The organism is Plantactinospora sp. CNZ321 (genome assembly GCF_004217235.1).
In genome coordinates this window covers 5,031,586-5,051,267 of sequence record NZ_SHKQ01000001.1, presented here as the reverse complement: position 1 = coordinate 5,051,267, position 19,682 = coordinate 5,031,586, and the positions used below count along the sequence as shown (strand labels likewise).

Here is a 19,682-nt window from a genome sequence, read left to right as displayed (position 1 = left end):
GGCGTCCGGTCCTGGCGGCTCGGCCATTCCTATCAACCTGCTGGTGCCGTCTGATCAGTTTCGGATCGACCACTGCTGGTTCTGCTGCCCGTTGCACGCCCAAAGGATGAGCTTGGTGCCGTTCGCTGCCGAGGCGCCGTTGGCGTCCAAACAGAGTCCGGACTCCGCGCTGGTGATGGTGCCGTTGGTGTTGATGTTCCACCTTTGGTTCGTGCCGCCGTGGCAGTCCCAGATGATCGCCTGGGTGCCGTTGCTGGTGCCTGCACCGCTGGCGTCGAGGCATTTGTTGCCGTACACCTGCAGTTGCCCGGCGGCGGTGTAGGTCCAGCGCTGGGGCGTGCCGCCGGTGCAGTCCCACAGCTGCGTCTGGGTGCCGTTGGTGGTGCTGCCGTTCGGTACATCGATGCAGCGGCCGGACTGACCGCCGACGATCTGGACGTTCTGTTGCGGGTTGCCGCCGGCTGCCGGGGCGTATCCGGCGGCGACGATGTTGGCCTGTACGGCGTTCTCGGTGGCCTCCGACGGGTAACCGGAGGTCAACACACCTTCGAAGAAGGTGCCGCGGCCCGAGACGCTGTTGTCGCCGCCGATACCGAGCAGGATGGCCCCTTCCTTCTTCATCGGGTGGTAGCCGTTGGGGCGCGGCCCGTCGAACATGGTCGTCAGGCCGCCCGACTGTGCATTTCCGCCCCGGATCGCCCAGTGGTTCGGCTCGCCCTTGACAATGGCCGTAACGAAACGGTGGTTGACGGGCGGGAGGTTGTTGTATCCCGCGTTCACTCCGGAGAACAGTCCCCACTCCAGGTCGGCCATGATCCAGGGGCCGTTGCCGGCCCCGTAGCCCCACTGCTTGTTGGCGCCGAAGTAGACGGTCTCCATGATGGCGGGGGAGTCGGCCTGGCCATCCGTCTGCGCGTTGCCGTAGTCGAAACAGCACCACTCGTTGTGGTGGGTGCCATCGACGACGGCGTAGATGCCCTCGGGTTGGTCGCCGGTCGCGACGCCGTTGGTGTTGTTGTTGCGGTAGCCGGTGCCGGGCGCGATGTAGACGCCGTACGCCTTCTGACCCCCGATCGTGATCGGGGCCGCCTTCGCGTCGGCGAGGTTGTCCCATCCGCCGGGGGCGGGACCGGGCCAGTAGCCGGGGGGCGCCTGGGTGAGGCGGTTGTTCCGGCCGGACTGGTCGTAGATGACGGTGATGACGCAGCTGGTGTTGGCGCAGAACGAGTCCTGGGTTGCGGCGTCGGCGTAGGCCCCGGCGCTCAGCACGCCGACGTCGCGGGTGGTGTTGTCCGAGGAGCGTCGGACCTGGTAGAGCGGGCCGTTGTACGCGCCGTAGAGTGCCCGGGTGGTGCTGTGGGCGGCCACGCACGGTGTACCACCCGAGGCGTAGATGTCACACGGTCCCGTGCCGGCGGCGCGGGCGCGCCCCGGCGCGTCCGAGACCACGTAGGCCCCAGCGCCGACGACGAGGATCAACAGGGTCCCCGCAGCCGCCATGAGGCGGCTCGGCCTTCTCTTCACATTCATTGGATCCGTCCGGTCCGTTGGGGGTCTGGTATGGCGGTGGCGGGTCCAACTATGGTGATACGTCATACCTATGACATTAACAGTCGTCTATGTTTACGCGCTACCTGTCGCGCATGCGTCTTCGGCTCGAAGCTCGCCAGGGGCCGGTTGTGCATGAGCAAGCAATGGCAGGGCCAGTACTGGTCCGAGGGCCAGATCCAGGACGGATATGCTCGTCAGCGAAGCATGGTGCGCCCGCCCCGTGCCGGGAAAAGAATCGATTCGAGGGCGGTGTATGAACATCGGGGAGATCGCCCGCCGGGCGGGCGTGTCCCGCAGCACCGTGTCCTACGTGCTGAGCGGGAAGCGGGCCGTGTCGGAGGCGACCCGGCAGCGGATCCAGGCGGTCATCGATGAGCTGGACTACCGGCCGAACGCCAGCGCCCGCGCGTTGAAGGAGGGCCGTACCCGCACCCTCGGGTTGGTGATTCCTCCGGCGAGCCAACGGTTGACTGACATGCAGTTGGGCTTCGTCGCCAGCGTCGTCGAGGCGGCTGCTCGGCATGACCTCGATGTGCTGCTGTCCCCGTCCGGTGGCGACCATGACCGGTCGTTCGAGCGGATCGTCACCGGGCGCCGGGTGGACGGTGTGGTCCTGATGGAGATCCGACTGGAGGACGACCGGGTGACTCGGTTGTCCAGGGCCGGTCTGCCGTTCGTCACGATCGGGCGGACCGCCGAGCCGCACGGCATGAGCTGGATCGACATCGACTACGCTGGGCTGATCGCCCGGTGCGTGCACCACCTGGCCGATTTGGGGCACCGGCATGTGGCACTCGTGAACCGCTCCGCCGAGTTGGTGGCCGCGGGTTACGGCCCCAGCCATCGAGCGCTTGCTGGTTTCCGGGCGGCTGCGGCGGAGCGAGGGCTGACCGGTGTGGAGGTCTGCTGCGGTGACGACACGGCCTCCGGCGAGGCGTGCGTGGAACAGTTGCTCGCGATGCATCCGGACGTCACGGCGGTGGCGACAATCAACGAGGCCGCGCTGCCCGGGATGCAGCGTGCACTGACCGGCGCCGGACTGTCCGTGCCGGGTGACTTCTCCGTCACCGGGGTCGCCGCCCAGCACTGGGCGGAGGATTTCCGCCCGCCGTTGACCGCCGCGGATGTCCCGATGGTCGAGATGGGTGCCGAGGCGGTGTCGCTGCTGCTGGGGATCATCGCCGCGCCCGGCGCCGTGCCCCGCCACCGCCTGTACAGCCCGCCCATCTCGTTGCGCTCCAGCACCGGTCCGGTCCGGGTCCGCCGAGTCGATCCGGCTACCCACCCGTGACTCGCCGTTCCTCCTGCGCGGCCGCGAGGATGAGGTAGCTGCTGGCGGTCCAGGTGTACGCGCGATCCCTGAGCCCGGCACCGGTTTCGGCGTCGAAGTTCTCCGCGAACCCGGACTTCTCACACAGCGCGAGGAACCGTCGACTGATGTTGTCGGCCATCCGGCTCTGGCCGGCCCGCCGCAGGCCGTCCTCGACCAGGACGGTGGAGGGCGCCCAGATCGGACCACGCCAGTAGCCGTCGGCAACGTAGTGGGCCGAGTCCGTCGGCTCGGTGGCCAGTCCATGCGTGGTCAGGTGGGTTTCGACGCCCCGAGCCAGTGCGGCGGCGACCGGGGCGGGCAGGTCGGCCCCGAGTGCGACCGGCATCAGATCGAGCAGGCTGCGGCTGACCCTCCGCCGCCCGGTGTGGGGGTTGCGGGCGGTGAAGCGTTCGCCGTCCCACATGTCCCGCAGCATGGCGCCATTGATCCGGTCGGCCTCCCGAGACCACTGGTCGGCGGGCTCACCCAGCTCGGTGGCGAGGTCCGCGAGGCAGCGAAGCTGCGAGACCAGGAACGCGGCGAGGTCGGCCGTCTGGAGGACCCGGTCGACGTCGAAGGTGGTCGCGTTGTCCCAGCCGCTGTCGTTGCCGTGCTGGTAGTGGGGCAGGTTGTGGCCGGGGCTTCGGCGCGCGTCGAGCCAGAACCGGGTCCAGCGGGCAAGCCGGTCGTACGTCTGCGCCAGCGCCGCCCGGTCTGGTGTCTGGGGAAGGCGTTGGCGCAGGTGTCGTAGGGCCCAGCCGTGGATGGGGGGCTTGACGTAGTTGTGTAGGACCTCGGAGTGAGTGATCGAGTCGGGTAGGGCGCCGGCCTCGTCCTGGTGGTCGAAGGGCAGCTGGAACTGGTGCCAGGCCAGCTCCGGTTCGCCGGCGGCCAGGGCGATCGCGTTGAAGCAGTGGTCCCAGCTCCACACCTTGTCCATCCAGTGCTTGGACATCAGCACGGCCGGGCGGGTGACGAAGCCCGCCGGAGCGACGGTGGCAGACCACAGTACGTACGCGGCCAGCTCGGCGGCCGGGGTGTCCGCGCCGCGCCATGGTGCGATCGCGTCGACGAACGCGGTGAACTCGGCGCTCCGGTGGCGGCACAGCTGGTCGAAGGTGACGGAGCCGGCGTACGGGCGGCGCGCGGTGGTGAACTCTTCGATCGCGATTTCCCATGGCTGGTCGCCGCCGAGTTCCACGGCCCGGTCAACGGTGCCCAGGGCCTCCACGCCGTCGGTCCGCTGGAGAGGACCGGTGAGCACCGTGATGCGGTAGCGGCGACCGGTCTCGTACGAGGTGAACACGTGTGACCCGTCGACCGGGTCGAGGTACAGGTAGGTGCCGCTGAACGGGGTGAGGGTGCTCGCGACCGCGGCTACCCGCAGGCCGAGCCGTCGGCCCCGGATCCGCAGGGTGTCCGTCCCGTCGTAGACGGCTTCGATCCGGTCTACTCCGTTGCGCCAGGTCAGCAGCGCGGGCGTGGCGACGACCGTGGTGCCGGCGACCGCGGGTGTGAGGCGCAGTACGGGGTGCATCCCGGTCTGGTGGGAGACCAGGTGCAGGTCGTCGGCGTACGTCTTCTCGGCTACCACCGGGGAGATGTTGAACCAGGATCCGCGGTAGCTGAAGGGGATGTCCTGGATGGGGAACTCGGGACCGGACGGGGCGACGGTCATGGGTGGCGGGTGCCTTTCTGTGGTGCGGGTGGTCAGTCCTTGACGGCGCCGGCGGTCACGCCCGTCGAGACGTAACGCTGGGCCAGGACCAGCAGCACTGCGGCGGGGATGGAGGCGACGACGGCGGTGGCCATGATGGCGTTCCACTGCTGGTTGTTGTTGCCGATGTAGTGGTAGATGCCGAGGGTTATCGGCTGGTGGTCGCCACCGCTGACGAGGGTCGAGGCGAAGATGAAGTCCGACCAGGACCACAGGAACGCGAAGAGTGACACCGAAATGATCGAGTTGCGGCTGACCGGCAGCACGACCGACCAGAAAGTGCGCAGCCGACCAGCGCCGTCGACCAGGGCGGCCTGGAGCAACTCGTCGGGGATTCCGGACATGAAGGCCGTGAAGATCAACACGCCGAACGGCACTGCCAGGGTCGAATCCGCCAGTATCAGGCCGGGCAGCGTGTTCAGGACGCCGAGATTGAGATAGATGGCGTAGAAGCCCATCGCCATGATGACTCCCGGGATCATCTGCGCGATCAGCAGTACGAAGCTCAGCGCCGGGCCGCCGGGCGGCCGGAGCTTTGCCAGCGCGTATCCGGCGGGGGCGGCCAGCGCCACGGTCAGCGCCACCGTGCCGAGGCCGACCAGGAGGCTGGTGCCGAGATAGGGCAGTTGTTGATCGAGCACCGCCCGGTAGCCGTCCAACGTGCCGTTGGTCGGGATCAGGTGTGGAGGGCTGGCCCGCATGTCCTGGTCCCGGGTGAACGACACGTTGATCATCCAGTAGACCGGGAAGAGCATCAGCCCGGTAAGCACCAGGCCGACGCCGGTCTTCCACCAGGTCCGAGGTGTTGAGGTGGTCATCGTAGGTGCTGCCGCCGCTCGATCCGGAGGTAGCCGAGCCCGGCGATCAGGGCCATCACGATGAGGAGGTTGCCGACGGCCGCACCCGGTCCGAACTCGGGCAGCAGATTGCCGAAGCCGAGTCGGTACGACCAGGTGGCGAGGGTGGCCGAGGAGCCGGTCGGGCCACCCCTGGTCATGATCCAGATGATGTCGAAGACCTTCAGCGTGTAGATCAACCCCAGCAGCAGCGTGATCGCGGAGACGGGGCGCAGCAACGGGAAGGTGATCGACCAGAACCGTTGCCATCCCGTCGCGCCGTCGAGTGCGGACGCCTCGTACATCTCGGCCGGGATCGCCTGTAGGCCGCTGTAGAGCACCACCAGGTTGAATGGAATGCCAATCCAGACGTTGGCCATGATCACCGAGGTGAGCGACCAGTCCGGCGAGGTGAGCCAGTTGACCGGGTCGATGCCGACGACGCCGAGCGCCGCGTTGACCAGCCCTGAGTCGCTGTTGAGCAGCCACGACCAGGTCGACGCCGAGACGATCAGTGGCAGCAGCCACGGAACGAGCATCAACGCCCGCAGCGTGCGCGACAGCGGGAAGTGCTGGTAGAAGAAGAGCGCCAGGGCCATCCCGACGGTGAACTGGAAGGCGAGCGACACGGTGGTGAAGACCAGGGTGTGCGCCAACGTCGGCCCGAAGGCCGGGTCGGTCAGGACCGTCCGGTAGTTGTCGAGGCCGGCGAAGGGCGCGCCGCCCTGCACGAAGGAGCGGACGGTGTACTCGCGCAGGCTCAACTCGAGGTTGCGGTATAGCGGGTAGGCGTAGAACGCCGTCAGGTAGACGGCCACGGGTGCCAGGAAGCCCCACGCCAGCCCTCGGTTGGGCCGGCGGACGCGGGACCGGGAAGGTCCGGGTGGGGCGGTCGTCGCCGCCCCACCCTGGTCTCGTGCGGCGGTGGAGCTGTGTGTCGTGGGGAGCATTCGGTTCGGCGCGCTTACCTGGTCGTGGCCGCGGCCTGCGCGGCGGTCAGCGCCTCGCGCGGCGACTTCCCGCCGCTGAGGGCCGCCTGCACCGCGGTCCACAGGGATTCGGAAATCCTGGGGTACTTCGTGCCGAGGTTGTCCCCGGTGCGGCCCTTGGCCGCCCGGACCGCCTCCACCCAAACCTTGAGCTTGGGGTCCGCAGCCGCCTGTCGCTCCTGGACGGCGGCGACGGGTGCGACGTAGGAGAGCGTGGTGTCGGTGGTGAGGAGGTTGTCGGCGCTGGTCAGGCAGACGACGAGTTTCCGCGAGGTCTCGTACCGGTCGGTGTTCTTCTGTACCGGGATGGAGACGAACTCACCGCCGGTGGGCGCCGGCGCCGGGCCGCCCGCGCTGGCCGGGATCGCGATGATGCCGTACGAGAAGTCGAGTTTCTCCGCGTTAGCCAGCTGCCAGGTGCCGTTCTCGGCGAACGCGTAGTCACCGGTGGCGAATTCCTGCCAGCTCGTGGTCTGAGTGTTGTTGATGACGGAGTTCGGGGCGTGGCCCTGCTTGAGCCACTCCGTCCAGAGCGTCAGCGCGGACACCGCCTGCGGCGAGTCCAAACTGGTCAGTTGGGCTCCCGATCCCCAGAACCAGGGCAGGAACTGGAAGCTGCCCTCCTCGGTGCCGATCGCGGCGAAGGTGATGCCCTTTTTCCCCTCGGCCTTGACCTTGGTCAGCGCTTCGGTCAGTGACGTCCAGTCCTTGACCGTGGCCGGATCGACGCCGGCGGCGGTGAGCAGATCCTTGTTGTAGTAGAGGGCGAGGGTGTTCGCCCCGATCGGCACGCCGTACGTCTTGCCGTCGCTCTGGCCGGCGCCGAGCAGGTTCGGCTCCATGGCCGAGACGTCCAGCTTGTTGTCGTCGGTGGTGGTGAGCGCGCCGGCCTCGGCCAGTGTGGAGATGACCGGGTTGTCCACGATCAGCACGTCCGGGGAATTGCCCTGCTGGGCGGCGAGCAGCGCCTTGTTGGTGAGGTCGGTGGTGTCGTGGCCGGTCCGCTCGACCGTCACCCCCGCGGAGGTGCCGCACTTCTTGAGCAGCGCGACCCATTCAGAGTCGTCGGCGAACTGCGGATACGGATCCCAGACGAGGTGGGCGCCACCGTCGGTGGGGCCGTCGGCGGAGGACGAGCAGGCGCCGCTTGCCGCTGCGGCGAGCGCTATCACGGCGACGGCGGCCAGGCGCCGCCGACGACTGAATCCTGTCATCTGTGTCCTCACTCCAAGTCGATCGTCAGGTGGGATCCGCGGATTGACCGTCGCGGGCCGGACCACAGCCCGCCCACTTGACGAATCGGTTCGAGGAATCGGTTCGCCCGAAGATAGGTCTGGCCATGCCCAGCGGTCAAGAGATGGGCGGCCGGCGACGAGAATTTTGCTGGCAACCAAGTTCTTCGTCCGGTCGCCTCTCCATTGACACGGTTCAGTTTCTGGTCCTACGATCCGTGCGAACCGATTCGCAAGTGCAGCCCTCCGGAGCGCGTCCCCCACGCCCCACCAAGGAGCCGCCCGTGAAAACCCCGTCTCGCGGCAGGTCAGGACGAGCCCAGGCGTCTGTCGCCCGTGTCGTGGTCGGCCTACTCGCCGCCGCCGCCCCAACCGTCGCCGCGTCTCCGGCCCAGGCGGCCGACGAGTCGATCAGTGTCAACTTCTCCACGACCAGCGGTACGCCGACCTACCGCGCGTCCGGCTGGATCTACGGCATGACCGAGAACGCCAGCGGTCCGGCCGACCACTTCTACCGAGACGTCAAGTTCCAGTACATGCGGGCCGGCGGCGCGCAGCTGCCCGGGAGTGGCTGGGTCGGCGGAACCTACGACCGTCGCTGGAACTCCACCCTCGCCCAGGCGCGTCGGACCATCGCCCTCGGCGGAGAGTTCATCATCCTGCCGCATGACCTGTGGGGTGCGGACGGCGCGGGGATCTCCCGCTTCCCCGGCGACAACGGCGACTGGACCGACTATGACAACTTCCTGACCCGCCTCGTCAACGACGTCCGGGCGTCCGGGCTGTCCGTGCAGTGGGACATCTGGAACGAGCCCAACATCACCCTGTTCTGGAACCGTCCGATCTCGCAGTACTTCGAACTGTGGCGCCGCACCCACCAGCGCATCAGGGCGGAGTTCCCCCACCAGCTCATCGTCGGGCCGAGCTGCGCCTGCGTACCGTCGACCACGCACACCTTCTGGAACCAGTACCTGGACTTCGTCCGCTCGACCAACACGGTGCCGGACATCTTCAGCTGGCACTCGCTGCCGGGCGATCCGGTCGCCAACGTCGCCGCCGCCAACGCCACCCTCGACCCGCGGGGTATAGCCCACCCGCGCCCGTACCAGATCAACGAGTACGGTGCGCCCGACGAGCAGAACCCGGCCGACGGTGCCTGGTACATCGCGCGTCTGGAACGGGCCCGCGCGGACGGCCTCAGGGCGAACTGGGCCGGCGGCGGCAACCTGCACAACGACCTCGGCAACCTGCTGGTCCGCAACTCGGCCGGCCAGCACCAGCCCAAGGGCGAGTGGTGGGCCTACCACTACTACGCCTCCCAGACCGGGGAGGTCGTCGCGGTGACCGCCAGCCCGTCCTACGACGCGCACGCCACAAAGGCGACCGGCGTGGCGAAGGTCCTGGTCGGTGGCGGTCGTACCACCGGGAACCTGACCGTCAACCTGCAGCGCCTGGACACGACCAACGGCATCGTGCAGAACAGCCAGGTGCGGGTCCTCACCCAACGCATCCCACACAACGGCGGCGGCGCGGTGCAGGGGCCGATCACGATCTCGAACACCGTGGTCGGCGTCTCCAACAACAACGCCACCGTGACCCTGCCGTACACCAACCAGACCGACACCTACACCGTCACCCTGCTGCCACCCTCGGACGGTGGCTTCCAGTCGGTGGCGGTGGCCCAGCACTCCCGGCAGTGCCTGGACAACACCGGCCTGAGCACTGCCGACGGCAACGTCCAACAGCAGAACTACTGCGACGGTGGTGCGCAGCAGCTCTGGAACTTCCGCCCGGTCGCCGGCGTGACCGGCACCTACACGGTGGTCAACCAGCAGAGCGGCAAGTGCCTCGACGTCAGCGGCGTGTCGACCGCGGACGGTGCGGCCGTGCACCAGTGGACCTGCCTGAACGGCCTCAACCAGCAGTTCACGCTCCGCAGAGTGACCTACCCGGGCAACGACTCGCACGACTATCAACTCGTCGCCCGACACAGCGGCAAGTGCGTCGATGTCAGCAGGGTCTCCACGGCGGCACGGGCGCCGATCCACCAGTGGACCTGCAACCCGGCCGGCCAGGGCAGCCCGTTGAACCAGACGTGGCGAATCCTGGGGCGGTAGGCGTCCCGAGAGAGTTGAGGCGCCGGCCCGTCCGCCCCGACGGCCAGCGCCGATCTCCCACCGACGATCTATTGATACCAGTTGCGATCCCACGACCGCCGTGAATCGATTCGCCTTCGCCACCATCGCCCACGGCGCGTCGACAAGCCCCGCGCTTCCACGAGTCCGAGGAGCTACCTCGTGCGAACTCCGTCCCGAAGTGGGCCAGGAAAGGCCCGCGATCTCATTCCGAGACGCCGTCGCGTCCGACTGACCCTCCTGGCCGGCGTCCTGACTGGCGTTCTCGTCGGCGCCACCCCCGGTACCCCGCCTCTCGCCGGCGAGGCCACCGCCGCCGCACCGTCGTCGTCGGCTGCCATCGAGCCGGGGCAGAGCGCCCCGATCGTCGGCACCCCGTCCGGTCGCTGTCTCGATGTACCCAACTCCAGCACCGTCGACGGCACCCAGACACAACTGTGGGACTGCCAGGGAAGCGCCGGCCAGACCTGGACCTGGACCTCGAGCAAGCAGCTCACGGTATACGGCAACAAGTGCCTGGACGCCTCCGGCCAGGGCACCGCCAACGGAACACCGGTGATCATCTGGAACTGCAACGGCCAGACCAACCAGCAGTGGAACGTCAACACGAACGGCACCATCACCGGGATGCACTCTGGGCTGTGTCTCGACGCCAGCGGCTACGGCACCGCGAACGGCACCAAGATCCACCTGTGGGCGTGCCACGGTGGCGCGAACCAGCAGTGGAGCTCGCCGACCACCGAGCCGCCGACCGGTACCCGCCCGTGCGACATCTACGCCTCCGGCGGCACTCCCTGCATAGCAGCGCACAGCACGACGCGGGCACTCTACGCGGCGTACGCCGGCAACCTTTACCAGGTCCGGCGCTCCTCGGACAACACGACCCGCGACATCGGGCTTTCCAGCGCGGGCGGCACCGCCAACGCGGCGACGCAGGACTCCTTCTGCGCGGGCACGACCTGCGTGATCACCGTCGTCTTCGACCAGTCCGGGCGTGGAAACGACCTCTGGTACCAGGGGTCGAGCGTGGTTCCGGGCTCCCCGCAGAGCAGGCCCGCGATCGCGACGTCGGAGTCGCTGACCGTGGGAGGCGCGAAAGCGTACTCGCTCTACATCAATCCTGGTAACAGTTACTGGCGGGACGGGCACCTCACCGGAGTACCGACCGGTGCCGCTCCCGAGGGCATGTACATGGTCACCAGCGGCACTCACGTCAACAACGGCTGCTGCTTCGACTACGGCAACAGCGAGACGACCAGGAAGGCCGACGCCGCCGGGGCGATGGACGCCATCAACTTCAGCACACAGTGCTGGTTCGGCGGCTGCTCCGGCACCGGCCCCTGGGTGCAGGCAGACCTTGAGTGGGGCCTCTTCCCCGGCGGCAGCCAGACGTGGAACCCGAACCAGCGCTCCTTCACCAGCAAGTTCGTCACCGCGACCCTCAAGAACAACGGCACGACGCGCTTCGCCATCAAGGGCAGCAACGCCCAGTCCGGCAGCCTCTACACGCTGTGGGACGGCGCGCTTCCGCCGGGATACAGCCCGATGAAGAAGCAGGGCGCGATCATCCTGGGCAGTGGCGGTGACTGCTGCAAGCCCGACGGCGGTGCGAACCTGAGCGCCGGCACCTTCTACGAGGGAGCCATGGTCGCCGGCTATCCGTCCGACGCGACCGAGAACGCCGTACAGGCCAACGTGGTGAGCGCCGGTTATCGCTGACGCCGGCAACGGCGCCTGAACGACTCGTGCGCCGGCCACCACCGTGTGGTGGCCGGCGCACACCTTCGTCGATGCCGACCTGGTTCGGACGGCCACGCTCCATGTTCATCCCCAGACTGAACCTTTTTCAACCTCCCCTTGCGGTCCGTCGGAGCGCAAGGTCGGACGCGGTGTGTGAGCGCCACGTGGTTCAGGTTGAAAAAGGTTCACTGTGCGGCCCGGTTCCCACAGCCGTCCGCGGGCGGACGGGGGCTCGTCGCGGAACCGGCCGCCAGGAGCGACAGGCCTGCGCGTCAGCCCAGGTACTTCTCCCACGGGCCGGTGACGGCCATGCGCCGGCGTGGCCGTCCGTACCGCTCGGACGTCTGGTGGCTCAACTTCCCCCTGATCGGGGGCATCCGGCATCCGGGGCCAGACCAGCGGTGGCAACCAGTCGAACGCGGCTCTCCCTCAGACCCCAACTCGTCGCCACCCACCAGACCAACCGGGATGCTCATGCAACCCTGGGACCCCGGACTGATCAGGTACGGGAGCTCCTTACATGACCGCCGGCCACCGGCGCCCGTCCGTGACCGTGCGGACGGCGGGAAGGGCGTTTTCCCGATTGCAGGCACTCCTTAGGATCTTCGGGGATCAAGGAGGATGACACGGTGGGCGATTTCCAGCAGTTCGTGACGGATGTGACTGAACGTCTGTCCGCGATGTCCAAGGGCGAGTTGTACGTCGTCGGCGACGGTCTCGATCGGGACTCACTCTGGCTCACCTTTCTCGATGCCTTCCCCGCCGGCACCAATCTTCGGTTCCGTGAGCGGTCCGAGTACGACTGCTCGACCTGCCGCGGGTTCATCAAGAACTTCGGTAACGTCGTCGAGATCCACAACGGACAGGTCCGCTCCGTCTGGTCCGGGGTGTCTGCATCCGACCCGGTCTTCTCCGTCGTCGCCGCCGCAATGGACGAATTCGTTGGCACGCTGCCGTTGTCCACCATTTTCCGGTCCTCCGAGGCGCAGTATGGGACGAGGACGACCCGGACCCTGCGCGACGGCCAGGTCGAGGTGTGGCACCACCTGCACGGCCGGGTGGAGAGGCGGCATCGCGTCAAAGACGTCGGCGTGGCACGGAGCACCTTCGACGCCGCGGTGCAGGTGTTCCAGCGTGGCCTGGCCGAGCTGACCCAGCACGCTCTGGACACCGTCGTCGACCTCATCGACGACAACGCCCTCTACCGCGGCACGGAGCATCGTCGTGCGGTGACCGAGTTCCGGTCACTGCAGAACCGATGGACGAAGGCGGCCGACGGACAGGCCTTCATCTTCGCCAACGCCATGAACCCGGCGGCCCGGTTCCGCAACACGGTGATCGGCACCCTCGTCCGGGATCTCTCCGCGGGCGTCGACCTGGCGCAGGCGGTCCGGTCGTTCGAGACGAAGGTGGCACCGCAGAATTACCAGCGCCCCACGGCGTTGATCACCCCGGCCATGGTCAAGGCTGCCATGAAGACCATCGGCGAGTTGGGCATCGAGGAGTCGTTGCAGCGACGGTTCGCCCGGCTGTCCGACGTGTCGGTCACCAACGTGCTATGGGTCGACAACGACACGCAGTCGCGGATGAAGGACGGCATCGAAGGGCTGCTCATGCAGGCGGCCACCATGAGGTCGGCAGGTGGGCGCCTTCGTGACGCGAAGCCGGAGGAGATTCCCGTGGTCACCTTCATGAAAGACATCCTGCCCGGCGCCGCGACCATCGACCTGTGGGTCGCCAACAGCCACGAACCGCACTTCGTCAGTCTCACCACCGGCCGGCACCCGGCCGCCCCGCGGCTGTTCACCTGGGACAACGATTTCGGCTGGTCCTACAACGGCAACGTCACCGACTCCATCAAGGAAAAGGTCAAGCGGGCCGGCGGCAACGTCAGCGGCAAGCTGCGGGTGAGCCTGTCCTGGTTCAACCACGACGACCTCGACCTGCACGTGTTCGAACCCAACGGCGACCACATCTGGTACAAGGACAAACGCAACAAGCTGGACGTCGACATGAACGCGGGCGGGACGTTCTCGCGCGAGCCGGTGGAGAACGTCACCTGGACCGACAACGTCCCCGACGGCGAGTATCGGATCGAGGTGAACCAGTTCAACAAGCGGGAAAGCACCGAGGTCGGCTTCGTGATCGAGACCGAGAGCAACGGGAAGATCGAGCATTACAGCCACGAGCGTGCGGTCGGCCACAAGGAGACCGTCGAGGTGGGCCGGATGACGGTCACCGACGAGGTGATCACCGCTTTCCGGCCGGGTAAGGACATGCAGCCGGGCAGCGCAGGCAAGGACCTGTGGGGAATCACCACCGAACAGTTCGTGCCGGTGTCCACCATCATGTACTCGCCGAACTACTTCGACGACAACGAGGTCGGCAACCGCCACTACCTCTTCATCCTGAAAGGGTGCGTGAACGACCAGCCGACCCGGGGCATCTACAACGAGTTCCTCCGCAGCGACCTGCAACCCCACCGCAAGGTGTTCGAGGTTCTCGGCGATCGCACCAAGTGCGAGCCGTCCCCGGATCAGCTGTCCGGCCTCGGCTTCAGCTCCACGGTCCGCAGCTCTGTGGTCGCCAAGGTGACCATGACCGACGGCCGGCGCCACCTCATCAGTATCCAGTTCTGATTGTCAACCCAGAAAATCCGAAAGAGGCCATCATGACCATCTTCGAAAAGGCCACGCGGGAAAAATTCCGCTACCCATCGACCAAGGGACTGCTGACCACGGAACAGCTGTGGGAGCTTCCGCTGACCGCCAAGTCCGGCTTCAGCCTCGATGACGTGGCCAAGGCGGTCAACGCCGAACTCAAGGCCATCGACACCGAGTCGTTCGTGGCCACCGAGCCCAATCCGGCCAAGGCGACCTTGGAGACCAAGTTGGAGGTCGTCAAGCACGTCATCGCCATCCGCCTCGCGGAGGACCAGTCGGCGAAGGCAGCGGCAGCCAAGAAGCTGGAGAAGGAAAAGCTGCTGGCAGTCCTGGGCCGCAAGCAGGACGCGGCCCTGGAGAACCTGACCGAGGCAGAGCTGCTGGCCCGAATCAACAACCTGTAGCCCGCCGACAAGCAGCGTCTGCCAGCAGGCCCGCACATCGCCGAGAAGTACGGTCGCTGTGCAAGACCTGCGCGGCCAGGCCGGCGCCCAAGGCCACTTCTCGGCGAACTCCCATCGGTACGACAGCGAGCGCGCCCTCTCATCGGCTGCTTGTTTACCGTTGGTCGAACGTGCACATCGACGACGTGGCCGCCCTCTACGCCCGCGTACTCACCGATCCGGCCGCACACGGCTTCTACTTCGTCGAAGGAGGCGAAGCGTCGCTCGGTGAGATCGGAGCCGCGATCGCCGACCGGCTCGGGCTGGGCCCGGCTCAACCCTGGAGTCCTGACCAGGCCGCCCTGGCCTGGGGGGAAGGTTTCGCCCGATTCGCTCTCGGTTCTAACAGCCGGGTGCGAGCGACCCGTGCCCGGCAACTCGGCTGGCTTCCCGGGCAGGTCTCGATCGAGGCATGGATCCGCGACGAGATGAAGGTCAACTGACGCACGGGTGCGGCGCGCGCCCCAACGCGGCGACAGGCACTCCTCGAGCAGTGCCTGTCGCCCAGGGGCGAGGCGTCGCCACCGGGATCGATGCTGGCTGCGGTGCGCTCGGATGCGGTCGGCGAGGTGGTTCAGGGTGCGGCTGGACAGCGGGATCGTGGAGGGGTAAGACAGCGCAGGCGAGGCTCCCGGTCGGGGCATCGGAATCTTGGTCGACCTCTGTCTTACCTGGAGCCTCGCCCTCATCGATCTCCGGGCCCAACCCCCCTCCGAGCTGCAACGTCAGCTTGGAAAAGGCTCACTGATTGCTGTGGCGGGCCTTGGCGGCGGTTCTGCATGTGCGTGCGTCCGCGCGGCGGCCAGCACAGCCAGCCACCGGCCGGGAGCGGGTCGTGGCCGGACGGTGAGGCTGATAATGGCGAAGCCCGCAGCCTTCAGCAGTCCCTCCAGCTCGGTTCGTTCGTAGAGCTGGAACCAGCGGCCGCCGCTGTCCAGCCCATGGGAGCTCCCGGCGCGCACGAGAATGAACAGAAGTCCCTCGTCGCTGAGGACACGACGGAACTCGCCGACGGCCAGCGCGGCCTGCTCCGGCGCCAGGTGCAGGAGCGAGGCGCAACACCATACGCCGCGGAACGACGCCCGCCGAAACGGCACTCGGAGCATGTCTCCCTGTACCAACGGCGAGGCGGTGCATCTTCTCGCCGCGCCCAGCAACCCCTGGGACAGATCGAGACCGATGGCAGCGACGCCGTTTTGACGGAAGCGGGCGAGGTCGCGCCCCGTTCCACAGCCGGCATCCAGGACGGGCTGGTGCCGGCGGGGCAGGCAGGCCGAGAAGAGATCCTGCTCTATCCTCATGTCGGCCACGGCGAACCGCCATGCGTACGCCCGAGGGCTCGCGTCGTACCTTCGGATCGTCTGCTTGAGCAGCTCTCCGTCACCCGCGCTTTTCACCTCGGTCTGGTGACTCACGATGCGAGGTCGAGCAACTTGTGCTCCACCAGGGTGGAGGTCAGGGCGATCTTCTGTACGTCGAGGAGTTCTCCGGGTAGCTCACGGACGAAGAAGGTTCCCGTGCGCGAGATGAAATCGAGAGCGTTGCGGCCGACCTGCTCGACAGCGAAGAGCGGGCGCCCGTCTTCGCCGAGCAGCTCGACCATGTCGTCATCGCTGTCCCGCAGGCTCAAGGTGCCGGCACGGGTGTTGACCAGCCGGCGATCCAGCGTCACACCCCTCTCGTCGAACCAGAGATCGGGAAGCGGCTCGCCGAAGAGTCGTTCGTACGCGTCGGCGAACTGATCGAAGGTGGACCGCGTGGGTGGGGCCAGGTTCTCGACCGGAGGGGCAGTGCTGGGCGCGTGCTGAATGTACCGTCCGAAATTCTCCAGACAGTAGTCGATGTACTGACGGGTGAACAGGATGAATTGGTGCCAGACCTGGTCGATCCGGAGCGAGTACATCGCCCAGGCGACCGTGTGATCGGCGGCTGCGAGCACCAGGTACCGCTTCACCTCGCGGAACAGTGCCTCAGCCTCCTCGGCGCTCTCGACGACGTGGTCCCTGGTCAGCTTCTCGATGAGGAAGGGAGCCTGGAAGGCGAGAGCATCGCGCCAAACCTCCGCCGCTACGGGTTCCGTCGTCGTGGTCATTGGGCCCGCGCCAGGCAGTTGGACGTGCATGGCATACACCCCGTCCCGTCGCAGTAGATCTCGCAGGTGCAGACGTCTCGGACGTGGGAACGGACCATCATCCGAAGTTCGCCGCGTCGAGCCGGCTCAAGCGCGCGGCCCGTGGTCCGCGCGGCATACGACTCAGCCCTCTCGACCACGTGATGATGGAGCTCGGCATCGCGCCGCACCCACAGCGCTATCGCGCCGAGACCGGACTTCGGCAGCTCCACCGATTCGACGATGTCACTCTGAGCAATCTCGATACTCTTCGACATGTCGGTGAGTCCGGGAAACAGTCGGACGTACCCCTCACGTGACCCTGGTCCGACATAACCCGTGAGTGTGACGGCATCTTCGCTCCCGGCCTCAAGCAGCCTGGCCACCAAAGAGTCGTTGTCTTGACGCACCCCTCCGGTGGCGCTGTTTTCGACCATTACCGATCTCCCGTCTCGTCGAGAACGCGGCCCTCTGCCAGGAGGAGGCTAAACCCTGATAAGGGGCACCTAACGTGATCCCGGCGCGTTAACGCGTTCGGGTGAATCTTCCCGCGACGACGATGTCCACTGGTTTGATCGAGTAAAGCGCGAGCCATAGTGCAGACGCCGGACGCTGGGGCTGCGAAGTGACGACTGCTGGTTGACGATGAACGCGGACGAGATGTTGGCGGCACAGGGCAGGAGCTGACGTGAAGATCATCAGGCGGGTCGTTGTGTTCGACGCCGGCGATATCGAGGCCGAAAGCAGGTTTTGGGCCGGCATTTTGGGCGGCGTAGTGCACCGCGACGCAGACTGGCACAGCATCGTGGTCGACGGCGACTGGGTCATGGGCGTGCAACGTGCCCCAAACCATGTGGCACCGGACTGGCCTACCGGCTCCCAGCAGCAGCAGGTGCACCTCGATCTGCACGTGGACGACGTGGAGGCGGCCGGTCGGCTGGCGGTCGAGCTCGGCGGACGCCAACTCCAGGCTGCTAGGAGACCTGCTGACAATCCCGATGGCGATGAGATGTTTGCCGTTTATGCCAGTCCAGCCGGCCACCCGTTCTGCTTCGGGATCCATTGACCCACTGCACCCTGGGGGTCTGCGTGGGGCCGGCAGAGTCAGTCACACTGTCATCGGCAGATCCGGTAGTTGGCGACGGCGACCGATGAGCATGTTCGTAACGGAAAGTGGCCGTTAGAAGTCTGGCTGGCGCCCGCCAATCCGGGTCCATCGAACCCTGTTCTCCGTCGGAGATTCTGACCCGACCACACCGCGCCGAAGGATCGGCTCGTCCATCTCCGCGTACTGGACGGGACGGCCGAACTCCATCGGGATCTGCGCTGGTGGCGGGCCGTGGCCGCAGATACGTTCGGCGATGTGGTTCAGGGTCCGGCTGGACGACGGGATCGTGGCGGGGGGTAGGACAGCATGGCGAGGCTCCCGGTCGGGGCATCGGGTTTTGGTCGATCTGCTGTCCTACCTGGAGGTTCGCTCTCATCGATCAGCACCCCCTGCCGACCCGCGGCTGACCTGCGAGATCAGGTTGGAAAAGGCTCACTAATGACGATCTTGTCCAGGTCGAGTATCGCCAAGATCGACGATCAGGGAAACGACAGGCATGTAAGGTTTCAGACACAACTATCACATCGACGGTCATACATGTTGGAATTAGGTTCAACAAGACACCCAACCTCCGAGGAGTAGGGATGAACTTCAAAAGGGGCAGCGCGCTCATAGCCGCACTGACGGTATTGACTATTGCCGGAGTGAGCGCGCCCGCCATGGCCGAGGCAAGGGTCGACTCAGATCGGATCACCGCGACCCAGCACGACAATGGACGGGCCGGCGAGGGCGCGTCACAAGAGACCCCGTCTGACCTCGCGATAATGTCCTGCTATGGCTCTGCGCGCAGCTACGATGCAGACAGCTACAATGGCGGTCCCGGCAGATGGCCTGCCACAGGCTACGCCACCACCACGTCGAACTGTATCGACATCAACGTCAAGCCTAACCAAGGCGAATACGTGAAAGCCTGCTTGTACCAATCGTCCACTGGCAGTTGGCGTTGCAACGATTACCGTTGGATCCCGGGCGGCACGTGGGGAGAGGCAGCCACTGACGTCCTCAACGGAACCCGCTTCTACCTGCTGTTTGACATGCCTAGCATCGGACTGGTCGCCTACTGACCTGCCTGCGGTCGTGCTCAGGGTCATTGCGTGGTTGGGCAGCTGCTGATCACGATGGCGATGAGGTCGGCTGGTCTCTCGTCGGACGTGTGTGTCGAAGGGGATTCGAACCCGGACCGGACCCTCTATCCGTAGTCCTGCCCTGGACGTTCGCGGGCCGGTATCGAAGGAAGATAACGGGAAGCGCTCGCTGCGGCGAAGCCCAAGCCGCCTGGGGCCAGCCTCCGGCGAGGCCTGCCGCCGACGGGTGTCGGCGGCAGGCCCGGCGCCCCTGATGAACCTCAGGTGGCGGGGGTCAGCCCGGTCGAGGCGCGGAACGAGCCGTCCATCTCGAACGGCACCGACTCGTGCTCGTGCGTCACCAGCCAGCGCCCGTCGATGCGGCGCAGTCCCAGCGTCACTCGGAACCACAGGCTGAAGCTCTCGGTCGAGCCGCACGGCACAGCGGTCAGACAGTCGAGGCTGGTCGCGAACGCCACGACGCCGTCCGTGGTGATCTCCAACTGAGTGACCTCGCGGCGCGGCGGCGCCTCGAAGGTGGCCATCCAGGCCTCCAGCGCGGCCGGGTTCCGCCCGTCGCCGGGCTGGCGCAGCGGCGGGGCGAGGCTGTACTCGACGAAGCGGGGCGCGTAGTACGACAGGATGGCCTTGGCGTCACCTTTCTGCAGCAGCGCGGCCTTGCCCTCGATGACTTCCCGGATCTCGTCCATGACAGGTCCTACCTTTCTCTCTTGCCCGGGATGTCGAAGCCGGGCCGGTCAGTTTCGACATCCCGACGAGAG

At 66.8% G+C, this 19,682-nt stretch carries 17 protein-coding genes and 1 pseudogene; 8 read left to right on the top strand and 10 right to left on the bottom strand.

Annotated elements, in window-relative coordinates; translation table 11 throughout:
• Window positions 1-54: 54 nt before the first annotated feature.
• Window positions 55-1,530, bottom strand: a complete 1,476-nt coding sequence (locus EV371_RS21855) for an arabinofuranosidase catalytic domain-containing protein (protein ID WP_130463701.1) — start codon at window positions 1,528-1,530, stop codon at window positions 55-57.
• Window positions 1,531-1,804: 274 nt separating this feature from the next.
• Between EV371_RS21855 and EV371_RS21850 the strand changes: the two genes are divergently transcribed.
• Window positions 1,805-2,842: a substrate-binding domain-containing protein gene (locus EV371_RS21850; protein ID WP_130463700.1), complete on the top strand. Its 1,038-nt coding sequence runs from the start codon at window positions 1,805-1,807 to the stop codon at window positions 2,840-2,842.
• Here the strand turns inward: EV371_RS21850 and EV371_RS21845 are convergent.
• The 4 genes from EV371_RS21845 to EV371_RS21830 form a co-directional block, all read right to left on the bottom strand.
• Entirely contained in the window at window positions 2,829-4,541 is a 1,713-nt protein-coding gene (locus tag EV371_RS21845; RefSeq protein WP_130463699.1) for an MGH1-like glycoside hydrolase domain-containing protein, read from the bottom strand. The two genes, EV371_RS21850 and EV371_RS21845, sit on opposite strands and share 14 nt — an antisense overlap.
• Before the next feature lie 32 nt (window positions 4,542-4,573).
• Window positions 4,574-5,398, bottom strand: coding sequence for an ABC transporter permease subunit (locus EV371_RS21840; protein WP_130463698.1), 825 nt, complete (start codon window positions 5,396-5,398; stop codon window positions 4,574-4,576).
• Window positions 5,395-6,234: a carbohydrate ABC transporter permease gene (locus tag EV371_RS21835; RefSeq protein WP_486484743.1), complete on the bottom strand. Its 840-nt coding sequence runs from the start codon at window positions 6,232-6,234 to the stop codon at window positions 5,395-5,397. Before EV371_RS21835 ends, EV371_RS21840 begins: the two co-directional genes overlap by 4 nt.
• Before the next feature lie 146 nt (window positions 6,235-6,380).
• Entirely contained in the window at window positions 6,381-7,619 is a 1,239-nt protein-coding gene (locus EV371_RS21830) for an extracellular solute-binding protein (RefSeq protein WP_130463697.1), read from the bottom strand.
• Between the two features lie 302 nt (window positions 7,620-7,921).
• Between EV371_RS21830 and EV371_RS21825 the strand changes: the two genes are divergently transcribed.
• The 5 genes from EV371_RS21825 to EV371_RS21805 all read left to right on the top strand — a co-directional run bounded on the left by EV371_RS21825 (window position 7,922) and on the right by EV371_RS21805 (window position 15,061).
• Window positions 7,922-9,754, top strand: a complete 1,833-nt coding sequence (locus EV371_RS21825; protein WP_165436800.1) for an RICIN domain-containing protein — start codon at window positions 7,922-7,924, stop codon at window positions 9,752-9,754.
• Between the two features lie 180 nt (window positions 9,755-9,934).
• Window positions 9,935-11,491, top strand: a complete 1,557-nt coding sequence (locus tag EV371_RS21820; RefSeq protein WP_207230572.1) for an arabinofuranosidase catalytic domain-containing protein — start codon at window positions 9,935-9,937, stop codon at window positions 11,489-11,491.
• Window positions 11,492-12,141: 650 nt separating this feature from the next.
• Window positions 12,142-14,151, top strand: a complete 2,010-nt coding sequence (locus EV371_RS21815; RefSeq protein WP_130463696.1) for a hypothetical protein — start codon at window positions 12,142-12,144, stop codon at window positions 14,149-14,151.
• Window positions 14,152-14,183: 32 nt separating this feature from the next.
• The gene (locus EV371_RS21810) at window positions 14,184-14,579 is read left to right on the top strand and encodes a hypothetical protein (RefSeq protein WP_130463695.1); all 396 of its coding nucleotides are present in this window, start codon (window positions 14,184-14,186) and stop codon (window positions 14,577-14,579) included.
• 170 nt (window positions 14,580-14,749) lie between these two features.
• Window positions 14,750-15,061, top strand: coding sequence for a Rossmann-fold NAD(P)-binding domain-containing protein (locus EV371_RS21805; protein WP_130463694.1), 312 nt, complete (start codon window positions 14,750-14,752; stop codon window positions 15,059-15,061).
• A gap of 282 nt (window positions 15,062-15,343) precedes the next feature.
• Here the strand turns inward: EV371_RS21805 and EV371_RS21800 are convergent, their stop codons facing one another.
• The 3 genes from EV371_RS21800 to EV371_RS21790 are packed head-to-tail and all read right to left on the bottom strand — an operon-like array spanning window position 15,344 to window position 17,165.
• Window positions 15,344-16,033, bottom strand: a complete 690-nt coding sequence (locus tag EV371_RS21800; RefSeq protein WP_130463693.1) for a class I SAM-dependent methyltransferase — start codon at window positions 16,031-16,033, stop codon at window positions 15,344-15,346.
• Window positions 16,030-16,710: a glycine-rich domain-containing protein gene (locus EV371_RS21795; RefSeq protein WP_130463692.1), complete on the bottom strand. Its 681-nt coding sequence runs from the start codon at window positions 16,708-16,710 to the stop codon at window positions 16,030-16,032. The genes EV371_RS21800 and EV371_RS21795 overlap by 4 nt, the downstream gene beginning before the upstream one ends.
• Entirely contained in the window at window positions 16,707-17,165 is a 459-nt protein-coding gene (locus EV371_RS21790; RefSeq protein ID WP_130463691.1) for a hypothetical protein, read from the bottom strand. The genes EV371_RS21795 and EV371_RS21790 overlap by 4 nt, the downstream gene beginning before the upstream one ends.
• 251 nt (window positions 17,166-17,416) lie before the next feature.
• Between EV371_RS21790 and EV371_RS21785 the strand changes: the two genes are divergently transcribed.
• Entirely contained in the window at window positions 17,417-17,794 is a 378-nt protein-coding gene (locus EV371_RS21785) for a VOC family protein (RefSeq protein ID WP_130463690.1), read from the top strand.
• Window positions 17,795-18,024: 230 nt separating this feature from the next.
• On the opposite strand, the pseudogene EV371_RS34545 reads toward EV371_RS21785, so the two are convergent.
• A pseudogene (locus EV371_RS34545) lies at window positions 18,025-18,121 on the bottom strand (IS5/IS1182 family transposase); the annotation flags it as partial.
• Between the two features lie 299 nt (window positions 18,122-18,420).
• Between EV371_RS34545 and EV371_RS21780 the strand changes: the two are divergent.
• Window positions 18,421-18,900, top strand: a complete 480-nt coding sequence (locus EV371_RS21780; protein WP_130463689.1) for a hypothetical protein — start codon at window positions 18,421-18,423, stop codon at window positions 18,898-18,900.
• 281 nt (window positions 18,901-19,181) lie between these two features.
• Here the strand turns inward: EV371_RS21780 and EV371_RS21775 are convergent, their stop codons facing one another.
• Window positions 19,182-19,610, bottom strand: coding sequence for a nuclear transport factor 2 family protein (locus EV371_RS21775; protein WP_130463688.1), 429 nt, complete (start codon window positions 19,608-19,610; stop codon window positions 19,182-19,184).
• Window positions 19,611-19,682 lie beyond the last annotated feature (72 nt).

Bases quoted from the DNA above. Each gene is read 5' to 3' on its own strand.
- EV371_RS21855 (WP_130463701.1), bottom strand. From the start codon at position 1,530: ATGAATGTGAAGAGAAGGCCGAGCCGCCTCATGGCGGCTGCGGGGACC.
- EV371_RS21850 (WP_130463700.1), top strand. From the start codon at position 1,805: ATGAACATCGGGGAGATCGCCCGCCGGGCGGGCGTGTCCCGCAGCACC.
- EV371_RS21845 (WP_130463699.1), bottom strand. From the start codon at position 4,541: ATGACCGTCGCCCCGTCCGGTCCCGAGTTCCCCATCCAGGACATCCCC.
- EV371_RS21840 (WP_130463698.1), bottom strand. From the start codon at position 5,398: ATGACCACCTCAACACCTCGGACCTGGTGGAAGACCGGCGTCGGCCTG.
- EV371_RS21830 (WP_130463697.1), bottom strand. From the start codon at position 7,619: ATGACAGGATTCAGTCGTCGGCGGCGCCTGGCCGCCGTCGCCGTGATA.
- EV371_RS21810 (WP_130463695.1), top strand. From the start codon at position 14,184: ATGACCATCTTCGAAAAGGCCACGCGGGAAAAATTCCGCTACCCATCG.
- EV371_RS21795 (WP_130463692.1), bottom strand. From the start codon at position 16,710: ATGACCACGACGACGGAACCCGTAGCGGCGGAGGTTTGGCGCGATGCT.
- EV371_RS21790 (WP_130463691.1), bottom strand. From the start codon at position 17,165: ATGGTCGAAAACAGCGCCACCGGAGGGGTGCGTCAAGACAACGACTCT.
- EV371_RS21780 (WP_130463689.1), top strand. From the start codon at position 18,421: ATGAACTTCAAAAGGGGCAGCGCGCTCATAGCCGCACTGACGGTATTG.
- EV371_RS21775 (WP_130463688.1), bottom strand. From the start codon at position 19,610: ATGGACGAGATCCGGGAAGTCATCGAGGGCAAGGCCGCGCTGCTGCAG.